This is a genomic window from Streptomyces sp. N50, assembly GCF_033335955.1.
Lineage (GTDB): Bacteria > Actinomycetota > Actinomycetes > Streptomycetales > Streptomycetaceae > Streptomyces.
The window spans coordinates 8637335-8656074 of record NZ_CP137549.1; the positions used below are offsets into that span (position 1 = coordinate 8637335).

Genomic DNA, 18740 nt, shown 5'->3' on the forward strand with positions numbered 1-18740 from the left:
TTTCCCAACAGGCGTGGAATACCGGTCACTTGAGCCACAGGGAGGCCGGTTGCCGCCTTGTCATGGCCTGTTCGGGGCGCATATTTTTGGCCCTCCTGACGCATGTGGAGGGGGATTCCCCATGGCCGTACGCGGCCGGCACCGCCGGTATCAGCCGAGCAGGATCAACCGGGCCTCGCTGCTCACGGTCACGGCGGGCGGCGCGGGCATCGCGATCCCGCTCGCGACCGTCGGCGCGGGCACCGCCCAGGCGGCCGATGTGAGCACCTGGAACAAGGTCGCCGCCTGTGAGTCCAGCGGCGACTGGAGCATCAACACCGGTAACGGGTACTACGGCGGGCTGCAGTTCACCCAGTCCACCTGGGAGGCCTACGGCGGCACGGCGTACGCGCACCGCGCGGACCTGGCCACCCGTGACCAGCAGATCGCCATCGCGGAGAAGGTGCTCAAGGGCCAGGGTCCCGGCGCCTGGCCGGTGTGCTCGGTGCGCGCCGGACTCACCCGGGGCGGCGGCACCCCCGACATCCACGTCGGCGGCACGAAGACCGAGAGCACCTCGGCGCACAAGGCCAAGGCCAAGGACGCCACGACGCAGACCGTGGTGAAGCGGTCCGTGAAGGACGTCCAGCCGCAGACCACACCGCAGTCCCGCGCGGGCACCGCCGAGATGTACACGGTCGTGCGCGGCGACACCCTCTCCGGGATCGCCGACACCGAGCGCGTGGACGGCGGCTGGCACGGGCTCTACGCCGCGAACCGCACCACCGTGGGGGACGATCCCGACCTGATCCTGCCGGGCCAGCGGCTCAGCCTGCACGGCAAGGCGGCCCCCGCGGCCCACACGACGACGAAACCGGCCACCAAGTCGTCGGCCACCAAGTCCCCGAAGAAGAAGACCTCTTCGGACACCGCCGAGAAGGTCACCCACAAGAAGACGACGAGTCACTCGCTCGTCGCCCCGGTGAACGCCCCCATAGGCACCGCGTACCACGCGACGGGCTCCTCCTGGTCGAAGGGCTACCACACCGGCGTCGACTTCCTGGTCCCCACCGGCACCTCGGTGAAGGCCATCGAGAAGGGGACGGTCGTCAGCGCGGGGTGGGCGGGGTCGTACGGCTACCAGGTGGTGATCCGGCACGCCGACGGGCGGTACTCGCAGTACGCGCACCTGTCCGCGATCTCCGTGCGGGACGGTCAGTCGGTGGGCGAGGGGCAGCGCATCGGCCGCTCCGGGTCCACCGGAAACACCACGGGCCCGCATCTGCACTTCGAGGTGCGGACGGGGCCCGGCTTCGGTACCGACATCGACCCGCTCGCCTATCTGCGGGCCGGCGGCGTCAGGATTTGACGCGCATGCGGTGCCGGTTCGCCGCCACCGGCATCATCACGTACAGCCCGGCGTGGAACGGACCGAAGTAGCTGGGCGGTTCAGCGGGTCCGGTCGGCTCCAGGGTCTCGTAACCCTCGCCGGCCGGAATCGCCGCCTGGGCCGGAACGAGGATCCCGTCGCCCGGTGTGCCGGCCGTGATGTCCGCGGCCGGCACGTCGACGTTCGCGCTCACGCCGACGGGCTGTCCAGGGAGGGCGTCCAGCAACTCCTCGACGGGCGAGGGAGCCACAGGAGCCGTGCCGGCGTCGGCCGGTGCGGTCTTCTCCAGGCGCTCCGTGGTCAGCAGGATCAGGCCGCCCGCCGCGACCACTCCGGCGGACAGGGCGAGGAGGGTGCCCGTCGTGCCGTAGCGGAAGGTCTCACCGAACATCGTGATGCCGACCGCGGCCGCCACCACCGGGTTCACGACCGTCAGCACCGCCAGCGGAGCCGCGAGGCCCGCGCCCCGGTAGGACGCCTGCGAGAGCATCAGACCGGCGACCGCGAACACCGCGATCACGCCGAGGAAGGGGATGTCGGTCGCGGAGACCGCGCCGTTGTCCCAGTCCACCGTCACCGTCTTGGTGAACACCGAGGACATGCCGAAGGCTATGCCGGACGCGGTCGCCAGCAGCACGCTGCGCACCGCCGGGTGCCGGTGTGCCGCGCGGCCCGCGATCATCAGGGTCACGACCACCGCGCCGGTGAACACGGCGACGGACACCCGCTGGGCGGTGCTCAGCGACTGACCTTCGGAGGTGCCGACGAGGGACAGCAGACCCGCGAGACCGATCGTCGCCATGATGGCGCCGCGCCAGGCGGTGGAGCCGGCCTTGCGGCCGACGAACAGGGCCGCCATCGGCAGCGCGAACACGATCGTCAGCGCGCCGAGCGGCTGCACCAGGCTCAGCGGGCCGTAGGCCAGCGCCACCACGTGCAGCAGGCCGCCGGTGCCGTTCAGTCCGACCGCCGCCCACCAGCTGGGGCGGCGCAGCGGCGCGTACTCCTGGTCGGGGGAGGACACCGCGACGCGCTCCTGCACGATCGCCCCGCCGGCGTAGGCCACGGCGGAGACGAGCGACAGCAGGATGGACAACGCGAGGGCGCTCATCGGCAGCTCCTCTGCGTCAGGCGGGCGCCTCTGGCACCACGCGGCGAACGGTCGGCTTTCATACAGAACACGATGCCGCTTGATGTTCTTCCCGTCGTCGTACCTGAGCACCGATTGGGTAGTACTGCCGATGGAGTACGAAAGGCGCCTTGTCCTCCCCAAGGTGGGTGACACCGGACGACACCCCCTGGGGGAAACCCCTAAGAGCCTTGGTACTACTGCTGTTCGTGGACCTCGACCCCGAACTCGCCGCGCTCCGCCCCCTCGGCGGCTTCTTCGTACTACGCACGGGCGCAGCCCCGCACGGCCCGCTGCCGACGCTCGCGCGGACCTACGAAAACCCGGCGTCGGAGGTTTACGGAAATTCCCTGACTTTTCGTGTCCAGGTCGTCGCGGACCGTCTCCAGGCCCCTGAGCTGCGCATCGCCGCGTCGATCGCCCAACAGGCGCTCGCGGCCCGGCTCTGGTCGGTCGCCCTCGGCTGCGCGGCCCTGTACGGCCGCATTCCCGACCTCGACCCGGGGCTGCTGCACTGGGACGCGGAGAGCAGCGCCCCGGACGACCTGTGGCTGGCCGAGGTGCGCCCGCTGCCGGCCGACGCCCTCGCCGAGACCGTGCTCCACGGCCACCTGGAACCCCTGAACGCCGCCCTGGTCGCCCGCCACCGCACGGCCACCGGCCTCCTGTGGGGCAACGCGGCCTCCGCGCTCGCGGGCGCCGCCCGGGAGCTGGACCGCTGGGCACGCGCGCGTGGACGTACGGAAGTGGCCGCACGCGCGCGTGCCCTGACCGGGGAACTCTTCGCCCACCCGCTCCTCGCCGGAACCGGAACGTTTACCGGCACATCCTTCCGGCGTCGCAGTTGCTGCCTCTACTATCGGGTCCCCGGTGGTGGGGTGTGCGGCGACTGCTGCTTCACGCGACCGCCGGGCTCTTCCCCGAACGCGGCTTCTGGGTGACCATGAGGGCAATCTGCCGCCGAGAACAAGGGGTTTCGGGTGCGAGTGGGACTGCTGACCCGGGAGTACCCGCCGGATGTGTACGGCGGCGCGGGCGTCCATGTGGAGTTCCTCGCCCGGGAGTTGAGGCCCCTGGTCGACCTCGACGTGCACTGCTGGGGCGAGGGCCGCACCGAGGGCGTCGTACGCCACCGCTCCTGGCCCACCCTCGACGGCGCCAACGACGCCCTGCGCACCTTCTCCGTGGACCTCTCCATGGCCGCCGCCCTCGAAGGCCGCGAACTCGTCCACTCGCACACCTGGTACGCCAACCTCGCCGGCCACTTCGCCAAGCTCCTGTACGGCATCCCGCACGTGATGACCGCGCACTCGCTGGAGCCGCTGCGCCCCTGGAAGGCCGAGCAGCTCGGCGGCGGATACGCCCTCTCCAGCTGGGCCGAGCGCACCGCGATCGAGGCCGCGGACGGTGTCATCGCCGTGTCGGGAGCCATGCGCGAGGACATCCTGACCTGCTACCCGTCGCTGGACCCGGCGAAGGTGCAGGTCGTCCACAACGGCATCGACACCGCGCTCTACCAGCCCGACCACGGCACCGACGTCCTCACCCGGCTCGGCATCGATCCTGGCCGCCCCTACGTGCTGTTCGTCGGCCGGATCACCCGCCAGAAGGGCGTGCCCCATCTGCTGCGCGCCGTAAGGGACATCGACCCGGCCGCGCAGGTCGTCCTGTGCGCGGGCGCACCCGACACCCCGGAGATCGACCGCGAATTCCGCGAGCTCTTCCAGGAGCTGAGCAGTGTCCGCGCGGGCGTGCACTGGATCCCGCAGATGCTGCCGCGCCCGGAAGTGATCCAGCTCCTCACCCACGCCACCGTGTTCGCCTGTCCCTCGGTGTACGAGCCCCTCGGGATCGTGAACCTGGAGGCGATGGCCTGCGGTACGGCCGTGGTCGCCTCCCGTGTCGGGGGCATCCCCGAGGTGGTGGCGGACGGGGAGACGGGGCTGCTGGTGTCCGTCGACGACGACTTCGAGGCGAACCTGGCGCGGGCCCTCGACTCCGTGCTCGCCGACCCGGAGACTGCGAAACGGATGGGCGAGGCCGGGCGGGAGCGGGCGGTCGGCGAGTTCGGCTGGGACGCCGTGGCGCTGCGCACCGCGCGGCTCTACGGGGAGATCGCCAAACAGGCTTAGTGTGCGCTGCTCAGGGGCAGGCTGGGGTCAACCAGGGTGAGGGGAGCGGCCATGCGTCGTGGCGGACCTTCGGTGCTCGGGATCGTACTGGCGGGCGGTGAGGGCAAGCGGCTGATGCCCCTGACCGCCGACCGGGCCAAACCCGCGGTCACCTTCGGCGGAACGTACCGCCTCGTGGACTTCGTGCTGTCCAATCTCGTCAACGCGGACATCCTCCGCATCTGTGTGCTCACGCAGTACAAATCGCATTCGCTGGACCGCCACATCACCACCACCTGGCGCATGTCCAGCCTGCTCGGCAACTACGTCACACCCGTCCCGGCCCAGCAGCGCCTCGGCCCGCGCTGGTACCTCGGCAGCGCGGACGCGATCCTCCAGTCGCTGAACCTGATCTACGACGAACGCCCCGAGTACGTCGCGGTCTTCGGCGCCGACCACGTGTACCGCATGGACCCGCGCCAGATGCTCGCCCAGCACATCGAGAGCGGCGCGGGCGTCACCGTGGCCGGTATCCGCGTGCCGCGCGCGGAGTCCTCGCAGTTCGGCGTGATCACGCCGGGCTCGGACGGCCAGACGGTGGAGAACTTCCTGGAGAAGCCCGCCGACCCGCCCGGTCTGGTGGACGACCCGGAGTGCGTCTACGCCTCGATGGGCAACTACATCTTCACCACCAAGGCGCTGATAGAGGCCCTCCAGCGCGACGCGGAGGACCTCGACTCCGTGCACGACATGGGCGGTTCGATCCTCCCCGCGCTCACCGACCGGGGCGAGGCCGCGCTGTACGACTTCAGCGCCAACCACGTCCCCGGCGAGACCACCCGCGACCAGGGCTACTGGCGGGACGTCGGCACCTTGGACGCCTACTACGACGCCCACATGGACCTCATCGCGGAGCGCCCCGCCTTCAACCTCTACAACCGCAACTGGCCCATCTACACCCACTCCGGCCAGCTCTCCCCGGCCCGCTTCAACGCCGGCGGCATGGCCAGCGAGTCGATCATCAGCTCCGGCTGCCTGATCCGCGGCCAGGTCACGCGGTCCGTCCTCTCCCCGGGCGTGGTGGTCGACCCCGGAGCCGTCGTCCAGGGTTCGATCCTGCACGACAACGTCCACATCGGCCGGGGCGCGGTGGTCCGGGGCGCCGTCCTGGACAAGAACGTCGAGGTACCGCCGGGCGCGACGATCGGCGTCAACCCGGAGCGGGACGCCGACCTGTACACGGTCTCCAAGGGCGGCGTCATCGCACTCGGGAAGGGCCAACTGGTCACGTAACGCCTCGTCTTGGCGATGCACGGCCCCGGTGCTTTTCAGCCGCACCGGGGCCGCGCGCTGTCCGGACGCCTGCCGTGCTCCCGTCCCGTTCCCGCCACACCCGTGCTTGTCATGTCCCTGGACGGAATCCGGATTCCGTGTTGTCATGCCAACTGCCGCCTATGACAACGTTGTTATGGAGGTTCCGTGCGCATCAGACGACTCAGAGACCGACTCGCGCTCCTGCTCGCCCTGGCCCTCGGTATCGCCGGGCTGGCCGCCGTCCCCACCGCGAGCGCCACCGCCGCCGACGACCCCGTCAAGATCCACGGCCTGAAGGGCGAGTACTACACCCAGTCCGCCCCCGGCGCCTTCGACTTCGCCGACCTCAAGGCCACCGGCGTCGACCCGAACCTCGACTTCGACAACCTCGAACCCCGACTCGCCTTCACCACCGGCCAGTCCGACGACGTGAGCATCCGCTGGACCGGCAAACTCGTCCCGGCGAAGTCCGGCCCCCACACCTTCTCGATCATCGGTGACAACGGCTTCCGCCTCTGGATCGGCGGACAGCTCGTCATCGACCACTGGGTCGACGACTGGGACACCGAACAGACCTCCGCTCCCGTCGAGTTGACCGCCGGCACGGCCTACGACATCAAGGTCGAGTACTTCGAGCACTACGGCGGCTCCAACCTCCACGTCCGCTGGACCGAGCCCGGCGGTACCAAGGTCGCCATCCCGCAGTCGGCCTTCCGCCTCCCCGACGGCTACGACTACGACGGCGCCCTCGCCGCCACCGTCACCAGCACCGGCCGCACCCTGAAACTCGACTTCGCCCAGCCCCTCGCCGCGCCCCCGGCCGACCTGACCGACCACCTCGAAGCGGTGATCGGCGGCGCCAAGTGGCCCCTGGGGGCCGCCAGGTTGGACCGGTCCAACTCGCGGACCCTGCTCATCCCGCTCACGCAACCCGTCGTAGGCAACAAGACGGGCACCGCATCCGGTACGGCGGACATCCGCTACGACGGTGAAGCCGGCCTAGCCTCGGCCGATGGCAACGTTATCAACGGCTTCTGGAGCACCGGCCCGAACCGCTCCACCTACGAACTGCGCACTCAGTGGGCCGACCAGGTGGGCCCGCACAACGCCCTCCCCGAGTACCCGCGTCCGCAGCTGACCCGCACCGACTGGCGCAACCTGAACGGGAGTTGGCAGTTCGCCGCGGCCACGGCGGGGGAGCAGCCGCCGGTCGGCAAGAACCTCGCCGAGCGCATCCTCGTCCCGTACCCGGTGGAGTCCCAGCTCTCCGGCCTCGAACGCCACGAGGACCGCATGTGGTACCGCCGCACCTTCACCGTCCCCGCCGACTGGAAGATCGGCTCGGGCAAGCGCCTGATGCTCAACTTCGGCGCCGTCGACTGGCGCGCCGAGGTCTACGTCAACGGCACGAAGGTCACCGAACACCAGGGCGGCTACGACAAGTTCAGCGCTGATGTCACCGACGCGCTGAAGCCCGGCCGTACGCAAGAGCTGATCGTCGGTGTCTACGACCCCACCGACGTGGCGAACGGCGAGAACCCGCCCATCGGCAAGCAGCGCCTTGACCCGAGCGGCATCTGGTACACCCCGACCTCGGGCATCTGGCAGACGGTGTGGATGGAGCCGGTGGCCCCCGACCACGTCGACTCCCTCAAACTCACCCCCGACGTGAGCAAGAGCCAACTCACCTTCGAGGCAAAGGGAGTTCGGGACGGCGTACCGATCACGGCGACGGCGTACGACGGTAAGCGGCAGGTCGCCACCGTGCACGGCCGCACCGGCAGCCCGCTCACCCTGACCGTCAAGAACCCCCATCTCTGGTCACCGGACGACCCGTTCCTCTACGACCTGAAGGTCACCGTCGGCAAGGACCACGTCGGCAGCTACTTCGGGATGCGCTCGATCGCCGTCGAGAAGGTCGACGGCGTCCCGCGCACGGTCCTCAACGGCAAGCCCATCTTCATGATGGCCACGCTCGACCAGGGCTTCTGGCCGGACGGCCTGTACACGGCCCCGACCGACGAGGCGCTAGCCCATGACCTCAAGGTGCACAAGGAGTTGGGGTTCAACGCGGTGCGCAAGCACATCAAGGTCGAGCCCGACCGCTGGTTCTACTGGGCCGACAAGCTCGGCCTCATGGTGTGGCAGGACATGCCCGCGATGACCGCCGGGGTGAACCCGTCGACCGCCGCCCGCGCCGAGTACGAGCGCGAGATGAAGCAGATGATCGACGAGCACATCAGCAGCCCGTCGGTCGTCATGTGGGTGACGTTCAACGAGGGTTGGGGCCAGTACGACGAGGCCCGCATCGCCGACCAGGCGAAGGCCTGGGACCCGACCCGGCTCGTCAACAGCATGTCCGGCATCAACCTCGGCGTCGACGGCGGCACCGGCGACATCATCGACGAACACGGCTATCCCAGCCCCGCCCTGCCACCCCATCCGGACGGTCAACGCGCCCTGGTCAGTGGGGAGTACGGCGGTCTCGGGCTCGCGGTGCCGGGACACGCCTGGTCGGTGCAGCAGTCGTACGTGGATGTCGACCCAGCGGCCTACACCGACGACTACCTCGCCAAGCTCGCCGAGGTGCACGCCCTGACCTGTCAGGGGAGCAACGGCGCGGTCTACACCCAGATCTCGGACGTGGAGGGCGAGTTGAACGGGCTCATGACGTACGACCGGCGCGTGCTCAAGCCCGACGCGCAACGGGTGAAGGCCGCGCAGCAGGCCCTGATCCGTGACGCCTCGCAGGCGACGCCCGCGAACTGCCCCACCGCCTGACCCCTTTCGCCAACTGGAGGCCCACCCGCATGAGATGGACCCGGCGCCTGCGCCTGTGTGTGGCGGGGGCGGTGGCAGCGTCCGCGCTGTTCGCCGTCCCCGGCACGGCCGAAGCCTCTGCCCATGGTCAACTCACCGATCTGGTCAACCCGTTCATCGGTACCGAGAACGACGGGAACACCTATCCCGGCGCCGCCGTGCCCTTCGGCATGGTGCAGTTCTCGCCGGACACCGGCCACAACACCGGGTACGACTACTCCCAGAACCACATCCGCGGTTTCTCCCTCGTGCACCTCTCCGGCGTCGGCTGCGGCCTGGGCGGGGACCTGCCCGTACTGCCGACGACCGGTGACGTGACGCGGACGGACTACGCCCAGTACGCGGCCGAGTTCAGCCACGACGACGAGCACGCGAGCCCCGGCTACTACCAAGTCGGCCTGAAGACAGGCATCGAGGCCGAACTGACGGCGACCGCGCGCACCGGCGTCCAGCGCTACACCTTCCCGGCCACCGACAAGGCCAACGTCCTGCTGAACGCGGCCCAGTCGCTCCACTCCGGGGTCACCTCGAAGGTGGAGGTCCTCGACAACCGCACCGTGCGCACCTCCATCACCGGCCGCGGCTTCTGCCAGGACACCAAGCCGTACACCGTCTACACGGTCACCCGCTTCGACCGGCCCTTCACCGCGTACGGCACCTGGAACGGTCCAACGGTGACCGCCGGTTCGAGGACCGGGAGCGGCGGCGCGTACGTCCGCTTCGACACGAGCAAGGACCGTACGGTCGAGGCGACCACGGCCCTGTCCTACGTCGACGCGCGCGGCGCGGCCGTCAACCTCCGTGCGGAGGGCGGGAGTTCGTTCGACGCGGTACGCCATCGCGCCCAGCGGGCCTGGGAGGACCGGCTGGACGACGTGCGCGCGCAGGGCGGGTCCGACAGCCTGCGCCGGACCTTCTACTCGTCCCTGTACCGGTCCTTCCTGGCGCCCAACATCGGCAGCGACGCCGACGGCCGCTACACCGGCTGGGACCAACAGGTCCACCGGGCAAGGGACTTCACGTACTACCAGAACTGGTCCCTGTGGGACACCTACCGCACCCAGTCCCAGCTCCTCGCCCTGCTCGCACCCCGCGAGGCCCGGGACATGGCGATCTCCGTCATCAAGATCGACGAGGAGAGCGGCTGGCTGCCCAAGTGGGGTTACGGCACGGTCGAGACGAACATCATGACCGGCGACCCGGTCACCCCGTTCCTGACCAATGCCTATCAGCAGGGCTTGCTCAAGGGCTACGAGGAGCGCGCCTACCGGGCGTTGAAGCAGAACGCCGACGGGGTGCCGCCCGCAGACTCGGCAGCGGTGGGCAGGGAGGCCAACGCGGAGTACCTCGCCAATCGGTTCGCGCCGTACATCAAGGACCGCCCGCACGCGAAGCCCGGTGACTCGGACTACGACCACGGGGCCTCGGCCACCCTGGAGTACGCCCTGTCGGACGCGATGCTCGCGCAGATGGCCCGCGACCTCGGGCACGGTGCCGACGCCGCGCACTATGCGGCCCGTGCCCAGAGCTACCGGAACATCTTCGACCCCTCGACCGGCTTCTTCCGCGCCCGTGACGCCTCCGGCGCCTTCGTCGGCCCGGCCGACCCGGCACAGAGCGAGGGCTTCCACGAGGGCACGTCGTGGCAGTACCAGTGGCTGGTGCCGCAGGACCTGCCCGGCATGGTCGACCTGATCGGCGGCCGGCAGGCGGCCAACGACCGGCTCGACTCCTTCTTCGCCTACGACCAGTTGCTGGCCGACCCGGCGAAGACCGCCCGCGAGGTGTGGGTCAACGGGCCGTACGACTACTACAACGCGGACAAGTACAACCCGCAGAACGAACCCGACCTGATCGCCCCCTACACCTACCTCTCCACCGGCCAGCCGTGGAAGACGACCGACGTCGTCCATGCCGCGCTGACCCTCTTCACGGACGGCCCGACCGGCATGACCGGTAACGACGACCTCGGCACGATGTCCGCGTGGAACGTCCTGTCGTCGATCGGGATCTTCCCGGTCCAGCCCGGCTACGACACCTGGGGTCTGTCCACGCCTGTCTTCGACCGGGTCGACCTGACCCTGGACCGCCGCTACTACCCGCACGGCGCCCTGACCATCAAGGCGCCGGGTACCTCGGCGGCCGACCGCTACATCCAGGGCGCCCGGACGGACGGGGCGTCGTACGACCGGACGTACCTGACCACCGGCGATCTCCGCTCCGTACGGTCGCTCGACTTCACGGTCGGCCCGCACCCGTCGGAGTGGGGTACATCACCCCAGGCGGCGCCACCTGCACTGAAGTGATCCCGTGTGCCTCTAGAGTCCCGCCCCTCCCAGAGGGGTGGGACCGGGGTCGGATGTAATCTGCTGTTAACTGTGCGTAGCTTGATCGTACTTGACCGTAATCGCTTGTCAGCGCTTGACTGCTGGCTCACCCCTAGTCGACGCGAGGCAAGCAATTGACTTCTGACCTGCTCGCTCCTCTCGACCTTGCGTTCTGGAACATCGAGTCCGACCGGAACCCGATGCACCTGGGCGCACTCGGCGTCTTCTCGGCACACTCGCCGACCGCGGGAGCCCACGCCGCCGACCTTCTCGCCGCCCGCGCCGCCGCCGTCCCCGGGCTGCGGATGCGCATCCGGGACGTGTGGCAGCCGCTGTCCCTGTCCTTCGGGAGCGCCGCCCGCGAGGCCGATCCCGACTTCGACCCGCTGCACCACGTCTGGCTGCACGCCCCGACCGCCGACTTCCAGGCGGACGCCGGGCGGCTCATGGAACGCCCGCTGGAGCGCGGCCGGCCGCCATGGGAAGCGCATGTGCTGCCCGGCGAGGACGGTGTCTCGTTCGCGGTGCTGTTCAAGTTCCACCACGCCCTGGCCGACGGACTGCGGGCGCTGACCCTCGCCGCCGCCATCCTCGACCCGATGGACATGCCCGAGCGCCGCCCGCGCCCCGCGGAACCCGCGCGCGGACGCGTCCCCGACGTGCGCAAGCTGCCCGAACTGGTCCGCGGCGCCCTGTCCGACGTGGGCCGGGCCCTCGACATCGGGGCGTCCGTCGCGCGCTCCACCCTGGACGTTCGCTCGTCCGCAGCGCTGACCTCAGAGCCCTCGGGCACCCGCCGTACCGCCGGAGTCGTCGTCGACCTCGACGACGTGCACCGCATCCGCAAGACCGTCGGCGGCACCGTCAACGACGTGCTCATCGCGGTCGTCGCGGGCGCCCTGCGCAGCTGGCTCGACGAACGCGGCGACGGCAGCGAGGGCGTCTCGCCCCGCGCTCTGATCCCCGTCTCCAAACGCCGCCCGCGCTCCGCGCAGCCACAGGGCAACCGGCTCTCCGGGTACCTGATACGGCTGCCCGTCGACGACCCGGACCCCCTCGCCCGGCTCGACTCCGTGCGCGCCGCCATGGACCGCAACAAGGACGCGGGCCCCAACCGGGGCGCCGGCGCCGTCGCCCTGCTCGCCGACCACGTCCCCGCGCTCGGCCACCGCCTCGGCGGCCCCTTCGCCGCGCAGGCCGCCCGGCTCTGGTTCGACATCCTCGTCACCAGCGTCCCGCTGCCCGGCATCGGCCTGAAGCTCGGCGGCAACCCCGTCACCGCCGTCTTCCCGTTCGCCCCGCTGGCCCGCGGCCAGTCCCTCGCGGTCGCCGTCTCGACGTATCGCGGACAGGTCCACTACGGCCTGGTCGCGGACGCGGAGGCCGTGCCGGATCTCGATGTGTTCGCCCGCGCTCTCACCGAGGAGGTGGAGACGCTCATCACCGCCTGCGGGTCGTGACCTGGAGCGGGTTTGGTGCTGCGGCCCGGCGCTCCGTAAAATTCCACGTTCGACGGTGTGCGCGATCGAGCGCCGCCGCGGATGACCCAAGGAAACGGCAGCGCGATGACGGTGACAGAGGACGGCTCCATGACTTCGGACGAGGTCGTGTACGGGCCCGGCATCGACCCCGAGCGGCTGGCCGTCTGCCTCAGCGTGCTCGACGAGCTGGAGAAGATCGACGTCGACCACCCCGACGCGATCGCCGTCCGCCGCGCCACCGCGGGCATCTACCGCAGTGTCAAGCAGCGCCGCCGCCAGGAGCGCCGGGCCGCGAAGACCGCGCACGACAAGGCCGTCACCGAGTCCACCGCGACCGGCTCCGCCCAGCGCATCGACGACGAGACCGAGGGCCTCCTCCCGTCGTCGGTGACGGAGGAGGGCCGGATCGCCGGGATACTCCAGCGGCCGCGCTCCTGCTACACCTGCAAGACCCGGTACGTGGAAGTCGACTACTTCTACCACCAGCTCTGTCCCGACTGCGCCCGCCTGAACCGCGAGAAGCGCGACGACCACGCCGACCTCACCGGCAAGCGCGCCCTGCTCACCGGCGGCCGCGCCAAGATCGGCATGTACATCGCGCTGCGGCTGCTGCGCGACGGCGCCCACACGACGATCACCACGCGGTTCCCGAAGGACGCCATCCGCCGCTTCAAGGCCATGGACGACTCGGCGGACTGGATTCACCGCCTCGACGTCGTCGGCATCGACCTGCGCGACCCGGCCCAGGCCGTGGCCCTCGCCGACCAGGTCGCCGAAGCGGGCCCCCTCGACATCCTCATCAACAACGCGACCCAGACCGTACGACGGCTGCCCTCCGCCTACGCCGCCCTCGTCGACGGCGAGAGCGCCCCGCTGCCCGCCGGTGAACTCCCCGCCCACCACGTCATCGGCGCCTTCGGCTCCGGCGCGGTCGACGGCCTCGCCGCGCTGCCCGTCGGCATCAGCGGCCTCGACGCCCAGCAGGTCGCCGACCTCGCCCTGGTCGCGGGCAACGCCAGCGTGGCCCGGCACCTCGACGGCACCGCGATCGACGCCGGCGGCCTGGTGCCCGACGTCGTCGACACCAACACGTGGGTGCAGACCATCGAGCAGATCTCCCCGGTGGAGCTCCTCGAGACCCAACTCTGCAACTACACCGCCCCGTTCATCCTCATCAGCAAGCTCCGCCCGGCCATGGCCGCCGCCGCGAAGTCCGCGACCAGCGGACGCGCGTACATCGTCAACGTCTCCGCGATGGAGGGCGTCTTCGGCCGCGGCTACAAGGGCGCGGGGCACCCGAACACCAACGCCGCGAAGGCCGCGATGAACATGGTGACCCGCACCAGCGGCCAGGAGATGTTCCAGAGCGACGGCATCCTCATGACCTCGGTCGACACCGGCTGGATCACCGACGAACGCCCCCACTACGACAAGCTCCGCCTCGCCGAGGAGGGCTTCCACGCCCCGCTCGACCTGGTCGACGGAGCGGCCCGGGTTTACGATCCGATTGTGCGCGGCGAGCAGGGCGAGGACCTGTACGGCGTCTTCCTGAAGGACTACGCGCCCGGTAAGTGGTAACCCGCCACCCTGGACGCGAGCCCGGGCGCCGGGCGGGTCCCGGCCCTGGTGAGAACCGCGCGAGGAGTTCTCATGGCCAGTACACACGGCATCGATCCGAGGGCCTTCGACGACCCGCGCAACCACTATCCGACCGACGACGACTTCTACGCGAGCGACCGCCCGGCCCACCGCGAACTGCCGGAGGACCGGCCACGCGGCGGCGGCTCCACGACCGCGGTGAGACACCGCGGCACCTGGGCCACCGTCGCGCTCGTCGCCGGAGTCGTCCTGCTGGTCCTCGTCGGGATCGCCCTGTTCCCGTGAGGGCCCCGCGCCGTCACGCGTGCGGCGGCGCGGCCGACCTCAGCCGGTCATGGACGGCGTATCCACCGGAGGTGTACGCCGCCCTGACCCGCGTCCCGCCGTCCACCAGCAGGTCCGCCCCGGTGATCCACTCGGCCTGGTCGGAGGCCAGCCACAGCACGGCACGTGCGATGTCGGCCGGTTCACCGATCCGGCCGAGCGGCAGCCCGGCGGCGAGCTCCGCCTCGCCGGGCTCCCAGACGAACCGGGCCATCTCGGTGCGGACGAGTCCGGGGGAGACGGAGTTGACCCGGACCTTCGGGGCGAGTTCACCGGCGAGCTGCTGGGTCAGGTGCAGCAGAGCCGCCTTGCTGGTGGAGTACGCCCCTACGTTCGGGCCGACATGCCCCGCGCCCTCCGTGCACACGTTGACCACCGCGCCGCCGTGCTCCCGCATCCACGCCCGCCACGCGCACTGCGTCAACCGCAGCGGCGCCTCGACGTTCACGGTGAACGCCGTCCGCCAGGCGTCCGGATCGGCGTTCATGAGCGGGCCGTACGGCTGGTTCGTCGCCGCGTTGTTGACGACCACGTCGATCCGCCCGAAGGTGCGCAGCGCCAACTCGGTCAGCTCGCGCAGGTGTTGCGGGTCGGCGACGTCACCGGCCAGGCCGACACCGCCCAACTCCTCGGCGGTGCGCCGCACTTCGCCGGCGTTCCGCGCGCTCACGCACACCAGCGCACCGGCCCCGGCGAACGCCTCGGCGATCGCCCGCCCGATCCCGCGGGTGCCTCCGGTGACCAGGACGGCCCGGCCCCGCAGACCGTACGACGACGATGTCATCGCCGTACCGTCTCATGACGGGCCGTCAGTCGACAGCCCCCAGGCGGGAGTTGGGGATCCGTGAGTTCCGTGCGGCCACGATGCCCAGGACCGTGCGCCAGTCCTCCAGGACCCCGGCGTCGAGGCCGACGACCTTGCCCGCGTCGTCGGCCTGGCGCAGGGTGATCGCGTCGTCGGCGAGCGGGTCGCGCTCGAAGGCGGTGGCCTCGGCGGGGGGCATGGGGCCGCCCTGCGCGCGGAGGGTCAGCGTGCTCTGCGGGGACAGGTCGCGGCCGGGGGAGGAGGACGCAAGGTACCGCTTCGCGGGTACGTGCAGGCGGACGAGGTGGGCGACCCGTTCGCCGAGCAGGGCGCGGACGGCTTGCGCGGCGTGGTCCGCGTGTCCGGCGTCGTCGCCGGGGCGCAGCAGATGCCCGATGTCGTGGACCAGGCCGGCGACCTGAAGTTCCTTGTCGGCGGGGCGACTTCGGCGGAGCAGCGCGGCCGTCTGCAGTGCGTGGTCGTGCAGATCGACGGGATCGCCGCTGCGGTCGGGGGTGTCCCAGGCGCCCCGACACGCGTACAGCAGATCCATCAGCTCCTCGACGCTGCGCAACTCCATGCGTCAGTCCTCCCGCGAGACAGCCTGTGCGGAACGCCAGGAGATCATGGCGAGCTTGCGACCCAGCCAACGGGACCTGAACTGCGCGACACTCAGCGCCAGCCGAGCTCCGGTGCCACCTGGGTCAGGATGCTCTCCAGCACGTGGGCGTTGTAGTCGACCCCGAGCTGGTTCGGGACGGTCAGCAGGAGGGTGTCCGCGGCCTGGATGGCCTCGTCCTCCTGGAGCTGCTTCACCAGGACGTCCGGCTCGGCGGCGTACGAGCGGCCGAAGATCGCCCTGGTCGTGTCGTCGATCATGCCGACCTGGTCGCGGGAGTTGCGGTCGTTGCCGAAGTAGGCCCGGTCCATGTCGTCGGTGAGGGCGAAGATGCTGCGGCTGACGGAGACCCGCGGCTCGCGCGTGTGGCCCGCCTCCTTGAAGGCCTCGCGGTACGCCTCGATCTGCTTGCGCTGCTGGACGTGCAGCGGTTCGCCCGTCTCGTCGTCCTTGAGGGTGGAGCTCTGCAGGTTCATCCCCAGCTGCGCGGCCCAGACAGCGGTCGCGTTCGAGCTGGAGCCCCACCAGATCCGGTCGCGCAGCCCCTCGGAGTACGGCTCGACGCGCAGCAGTCCCGGCGGGTTGGCGAACATCGGCCGCGGGTTCGGCCGCGCGAAGCCCTCGCCCTCGATCACCTTGAGGAAGGCCTCGGCGTGCTGGCGGGCCATGTCCGCGCCGGTCTCGCCCTCCGCGGGCGCGTAGCCGAAGTAGCGCCAGCCGTCGATCACCTGCTCCGGTGAGCCGCGGCTGATGCCGAGCTGGAGCCGGCCGCCGGAGATGAGGTCGGCGGCGCCCGCGTTCTCCGCCATGTACAGCGGGTTCTCGTAGCGCATGTCGATCACGCCGGTGCCGATCTCGATCCTCGAGGTCCGCGCGCCGATGGCCGAGAGCAGCGGGAACGGGCTGCCCGCCTGCTGTGCGAAGTGGTGCACGCGGAAGTACGCGCCGTCGACGCCCAGCTCCTCGGCGGCGACCGCCAGGTCGATCGACTGGTGCAGGAAGTCGGCGGCCGACCGGGTCTGGGAATGCGGACTCGGAGACCAGTGACCAAAGGAGAGAAAACCTATCTTCTTCACGCAGGTCACAGCGTCCGGCAGCCTCGTTTGATTCCCTCCCGCCGGCGCGCGGCGGCGGCGCCTGAAGCTGTGTCTATCTTCACAAATCGCGCTCTTGGGTCCATTTCGTGGCACCGGTCACGTCACGGAACCGCCGGCTCGCCTACGTTCGCAGGTCTGTTCCCCCGCCCCCGAACCGCCGAGGTCCCATGCCGTACCGCCAGAATCCCCGACCGACCACACGCGGCGCCCGCGCGCCCGGCGTCCGCGCGGCGCTGCTCACCGGATCCGTGGCCACCCTCCTCACGGTCGGCCTGGTCGGCCCGGCCTCGGCAGCCGACACCCCGCACGCGCGCGTGACGACCGCCGTGGTGGATCTGGACCACCCCGCCCGGAGCCCGCAGGTGAGCGGGAAGGACGTCCCCTACGACACGGCCAGCATCGTCAAGGTCGACATCCTTTCCGCGCTGCTCGTCCAGGCACAGGACGCCGGCCGTGGCCTCACCCAGCAGGAACGCACCCTGGCCGAGGCGATGATCGAGCACAGCGACAACGACGCGGCGAACGCGCTCTGGCGGGAGATCGGCCGGGCGCCCGGCCTGGAGGCGGTGAACAAGCGGCTCGGCCTGTCCTCGACCGTGGGCGGGGCCGGCGGCCTGTGGGGACTCACGCGCACCACGGCCACCGACCAGGTCCGCCTGCTGAGCGCGGTGTTCGCCGACGGCGGGACCTCGTCCGCGAGCGGGTCCGCACTGACGAAGACGTCCCAGAGCTACCTCCGGACGCTGATGACCCGCATCGCCGCCGGACAGTCGTGGGGCGTCTCGGCGGCTTCGGACTCCGGCGCCGGCTGGGCGCTCAAGAACGGCTGGCTGCAGCGCAGCACCACCGGCCTGTGGGACATCAACAGCGTCGGCCGGGTCGCGTCGGGAACGCACCACTACCTCGTCGCGGTCCTCTCCGACGGCAACGCGACGATGCCGGGCGGCATAGCGGCGGTCGAGAGCGCGGCCCGTACGGCGGTCTCCTCGGCGCGAGCGGCCGGCTGACGGCACGAGCCGCGGTGGTTCCCGGTCGGCTCGCCTCCGCGCGTTGCGTCACGGGTGGGACCGCCACCGGCCTTCGGAGATGACGTCCACCTTGCCGTCCCTGACGCGGACGGCCGTGTCGTCGTCGATGAAGTGGATCGGGAAGTCCGCCCGCGCGACGATGCGATCGGCCCAACTGTCGTCCCGCTCGGGGAAGTTCGGGGAGTACAGGTGGGGCTTGAGGTACCAGTCGAAGAGGCCGAACGGCGGCTCCACGGTCGTCGCGCCGAGGACGTGGAGGTCCGCGGTGTCGCCGATGACGTCGGCGGAGTGCGCGGTGAGATGGCGGCTGAAGATCATCGATCCGGCGCTGACCCCTACGTAGACCCGGCTCTCCAGTGCCTTCAGGAAGCCGTCGGCCAGGCCGTTGCCGGTGATGCTGCGGGCGAGGTGGTAGTGGTTGCCGCCCTCGACGTACACGACGTCGGCGTGCAGCAGCCGGTCGAGCACCAGGCGCCGGGGCAGGCCGTTCAGCTCCAGGACGTCGAACTCCTGCCAGCCGAGGCCGTACAGCCGGTTCATGTCCTCGACGAACCACCCGTGGTCCCCGGGCTCGGCGACCGACGCCGTAGGGATGTACACGACGTTCGCCGATCCGAACGGCTTGCCCAGCATGTCCCGCAGCGCGTCCCGCAGGGTCTCGTTGCGCAGGCCGCTCGCCGTCAGCAGAAGATTCATCGGGCGAGCCAAGCACGGCGG

15 protein-coding genes are annotated in these 18740 nt (G+C 70.5%); 10 read left to right on the forward strand and 5 right to left on the reverse strand.

From position 1 onward, the window contains the following. The first annotated feature begins 121 nt into the window (after positions 1-121). Positions 122-1348 (forward strand): transglycosylase family protein, encoded by a 1227-nt coding sequence (locus R2B38_RS38290; RefSeq protein WP_318020395.1) that lies wholly within the window; start codon positions 122-124, stop codon positions 1346-1348. Here the strand turns inward: R2B38_RS38290 and R2B38_RS38295 are convergent. Continuing rightward, a complete protein-coding gene (locus R2B38_RS38295; RefSeq protein WP_318020396.1) occupies positions 1338-2480 on the reverse strand; it encodes a DMT family transporter in 1143 nt (380 codons plus the stop codon). The genes R2B38_RS38290 and R2B38_RS38295 overlap by 11 nt on opposite strands. A gap of 209 nt (positions 2481-2689) precedes the next feature. Here R2B38_RS38295 and R2B38_RS38300 point away from each other — a divergent pair, with 209 nt between their 5' ends. The 8 genes from R2B38_RS38300 (at position 2690) to R2B38_RS38335 (ending at position 14435) form a co-directional block, all read left to right on the forward strand. Then, positions 2690-3439, forward strand: coding sequence for a (2Fe-2S)-binding protein (locus R2B38_RS38300; RefSeq protein WP_318020397.1), 750 nt, complete (start codon positions 2690-2692; stop codon positions 3437-3439). Positions 3440-3478: 39 nt separating this feature from the next. Then, the gene (glgA, locus tag R2B38_RS38305) at positions 3479-4630 is read left to right on the forward strand and encodes a glycogen synthase (protein ID WP_318020398.1); all 1152 of its coding nucleotides are present in this window, start codon (positions 3479-3481) and stop codon (positions 4628-4630) included. A gap of 51 nt (positions 4631-4681) precedes the next feature. Then, entirely contained in the window at positions 4682-5902 is a 1221-nt protein-coding gene (gene glgC / locus R2B38_RS38310; RefSeq protein ID WP_318020399.1) for a glucose-1-phosphate adenylyltransferase, read from the forward strand. Positions 5903-6088: 186 nt separating this feature from the next. Then, positions 6089-8704: a PA14 domain-containing protein gene (locus tag R2B38_RS38315; protein ID WP_318020401.1), complete on the forward strand. Its 2616-nt coding sequence runs from the start codon at positions 6089-6091 to the stop codon at positions 8702-8704. 29 nt (positions 8705-8733) lie between these two features. Further along, a complete protein-coding gene (locus tag R2B38_RS38320) occupies positions 8734-11049 on the forward strand; it encodes a GH92 family glycosyl hydrolase (RefSeq protein ID WP_318020402.1) in 2316 nt (771 codons plus the stop codon). A gap of 155 nt (positions 11050-11204) precedes the next feature. Continuing rightward, positions 11205-12530, forward strand: a complete 1326-nt coding sequence (locus tag R2B38_RS38325; protein ID WP_318020403.1) for a wax ester/triacylglycerol synthase family O-acyltransferase — start codon at positions 11205-11207, stop codon at positions 12528-12530. Between the two features lie 105 nt (positions 12531-12635). Next, the gene (locus R2B38_RS38330; protein ID WP_318020404.1) at positions 12636-14129 is read left to right on the forward strand and encodes an SDR family NAD(P)-dependent oxidoreductase; all 1494 of its coding nucleotides are present in this window, start codon (positions 12636-12638) and stop codon (positions 14127-14129) included. A gap of 72 nt (positions 14130-14201) precedes the next feature. Continuing rightward, positions 14202-14435, forward strand: a complete 234-nt coding sequence (locus R2B38_RS38335) for a hypothetical protein (RefSeq protein ID WP_318020405.1) — start codon at positions 14202-14204, stop codon at positions 14433-14435. A 13-nt stretch (positions 14436-14448) separates the two neighbouring features. Here R2B38_RS38335 and R2B38_RS38340 read toward each other — a convergent pair whose 3' ends face one another. The 3 genes from R2B38_RS38340 to R2B38_RS38350 form a co-directional block, all read right to left on the reverse strand. Then, entirely contained in the window at positions 14449-15258 is an 810-nt protein-coding gene (locus R2B38_RS38340; protein ID WP_318020406.1) for an SDR family oxidoreductase, read from the reverse strand. Positions 15259-15283: 25 nt separating this feature from the next. Further along, positions 15284-15859, reverse strand: a complete 576-nt coding sequence (locus R2B38_RS38345) for an HD domain-containing protein (protein WP_318020407.1) — start codon at positions 15857-15859, stop codon at positions 15284-15286. 92 nt (positions 15860-15951) lie between these two features. Then, positions 15952-16974, reverse strand: a complete 1023-nt coding sequence (locus R2B38_RS38350; RefSeq protein ID WP_318020408.1) for an LLM class flavin-dependent oxidoreductase — start codon at positions 16972-16974, stop codon at positions 15952-15954. 188 nt (positions 16975-17162) lie between these two features. Between R2B38_RS38350 and R2B38_RS38355 the strand changes: the two genes are divergently transcribed. Then, on the forward strand, positions 17163-18002 hold the full coding sequence (locus tag R2B38_RS38355) for a serine hydrolase (RefSeq protein ID WP_318020409.1): 840 nt from the start codon (positions 17163-17165) through the stop codon (positions 18000-18002). A 48-nt stretch (positions 18003-18050) separates the two neighbouring features. Here the strand turns inward: R2B38_RS38355 and R2B38_RS38360 are convergent, their stop codons facing one another. Then, positions 18051-18719 carry a Type 1 glutamine amidotransferase-like domain-containing protein gene (locus tag R2B38_RS38360; RefSeq protein ID WP_318020410.1) on the reverse strand — a complete coding sequence of 223 codons (669 nt, stop codon included), beginning with the start codon at positions 18717-18719 and terminating at the stop codon, positions 18051-18053. Positions 18720-18740: the final 21 nt, after the last annotated feature.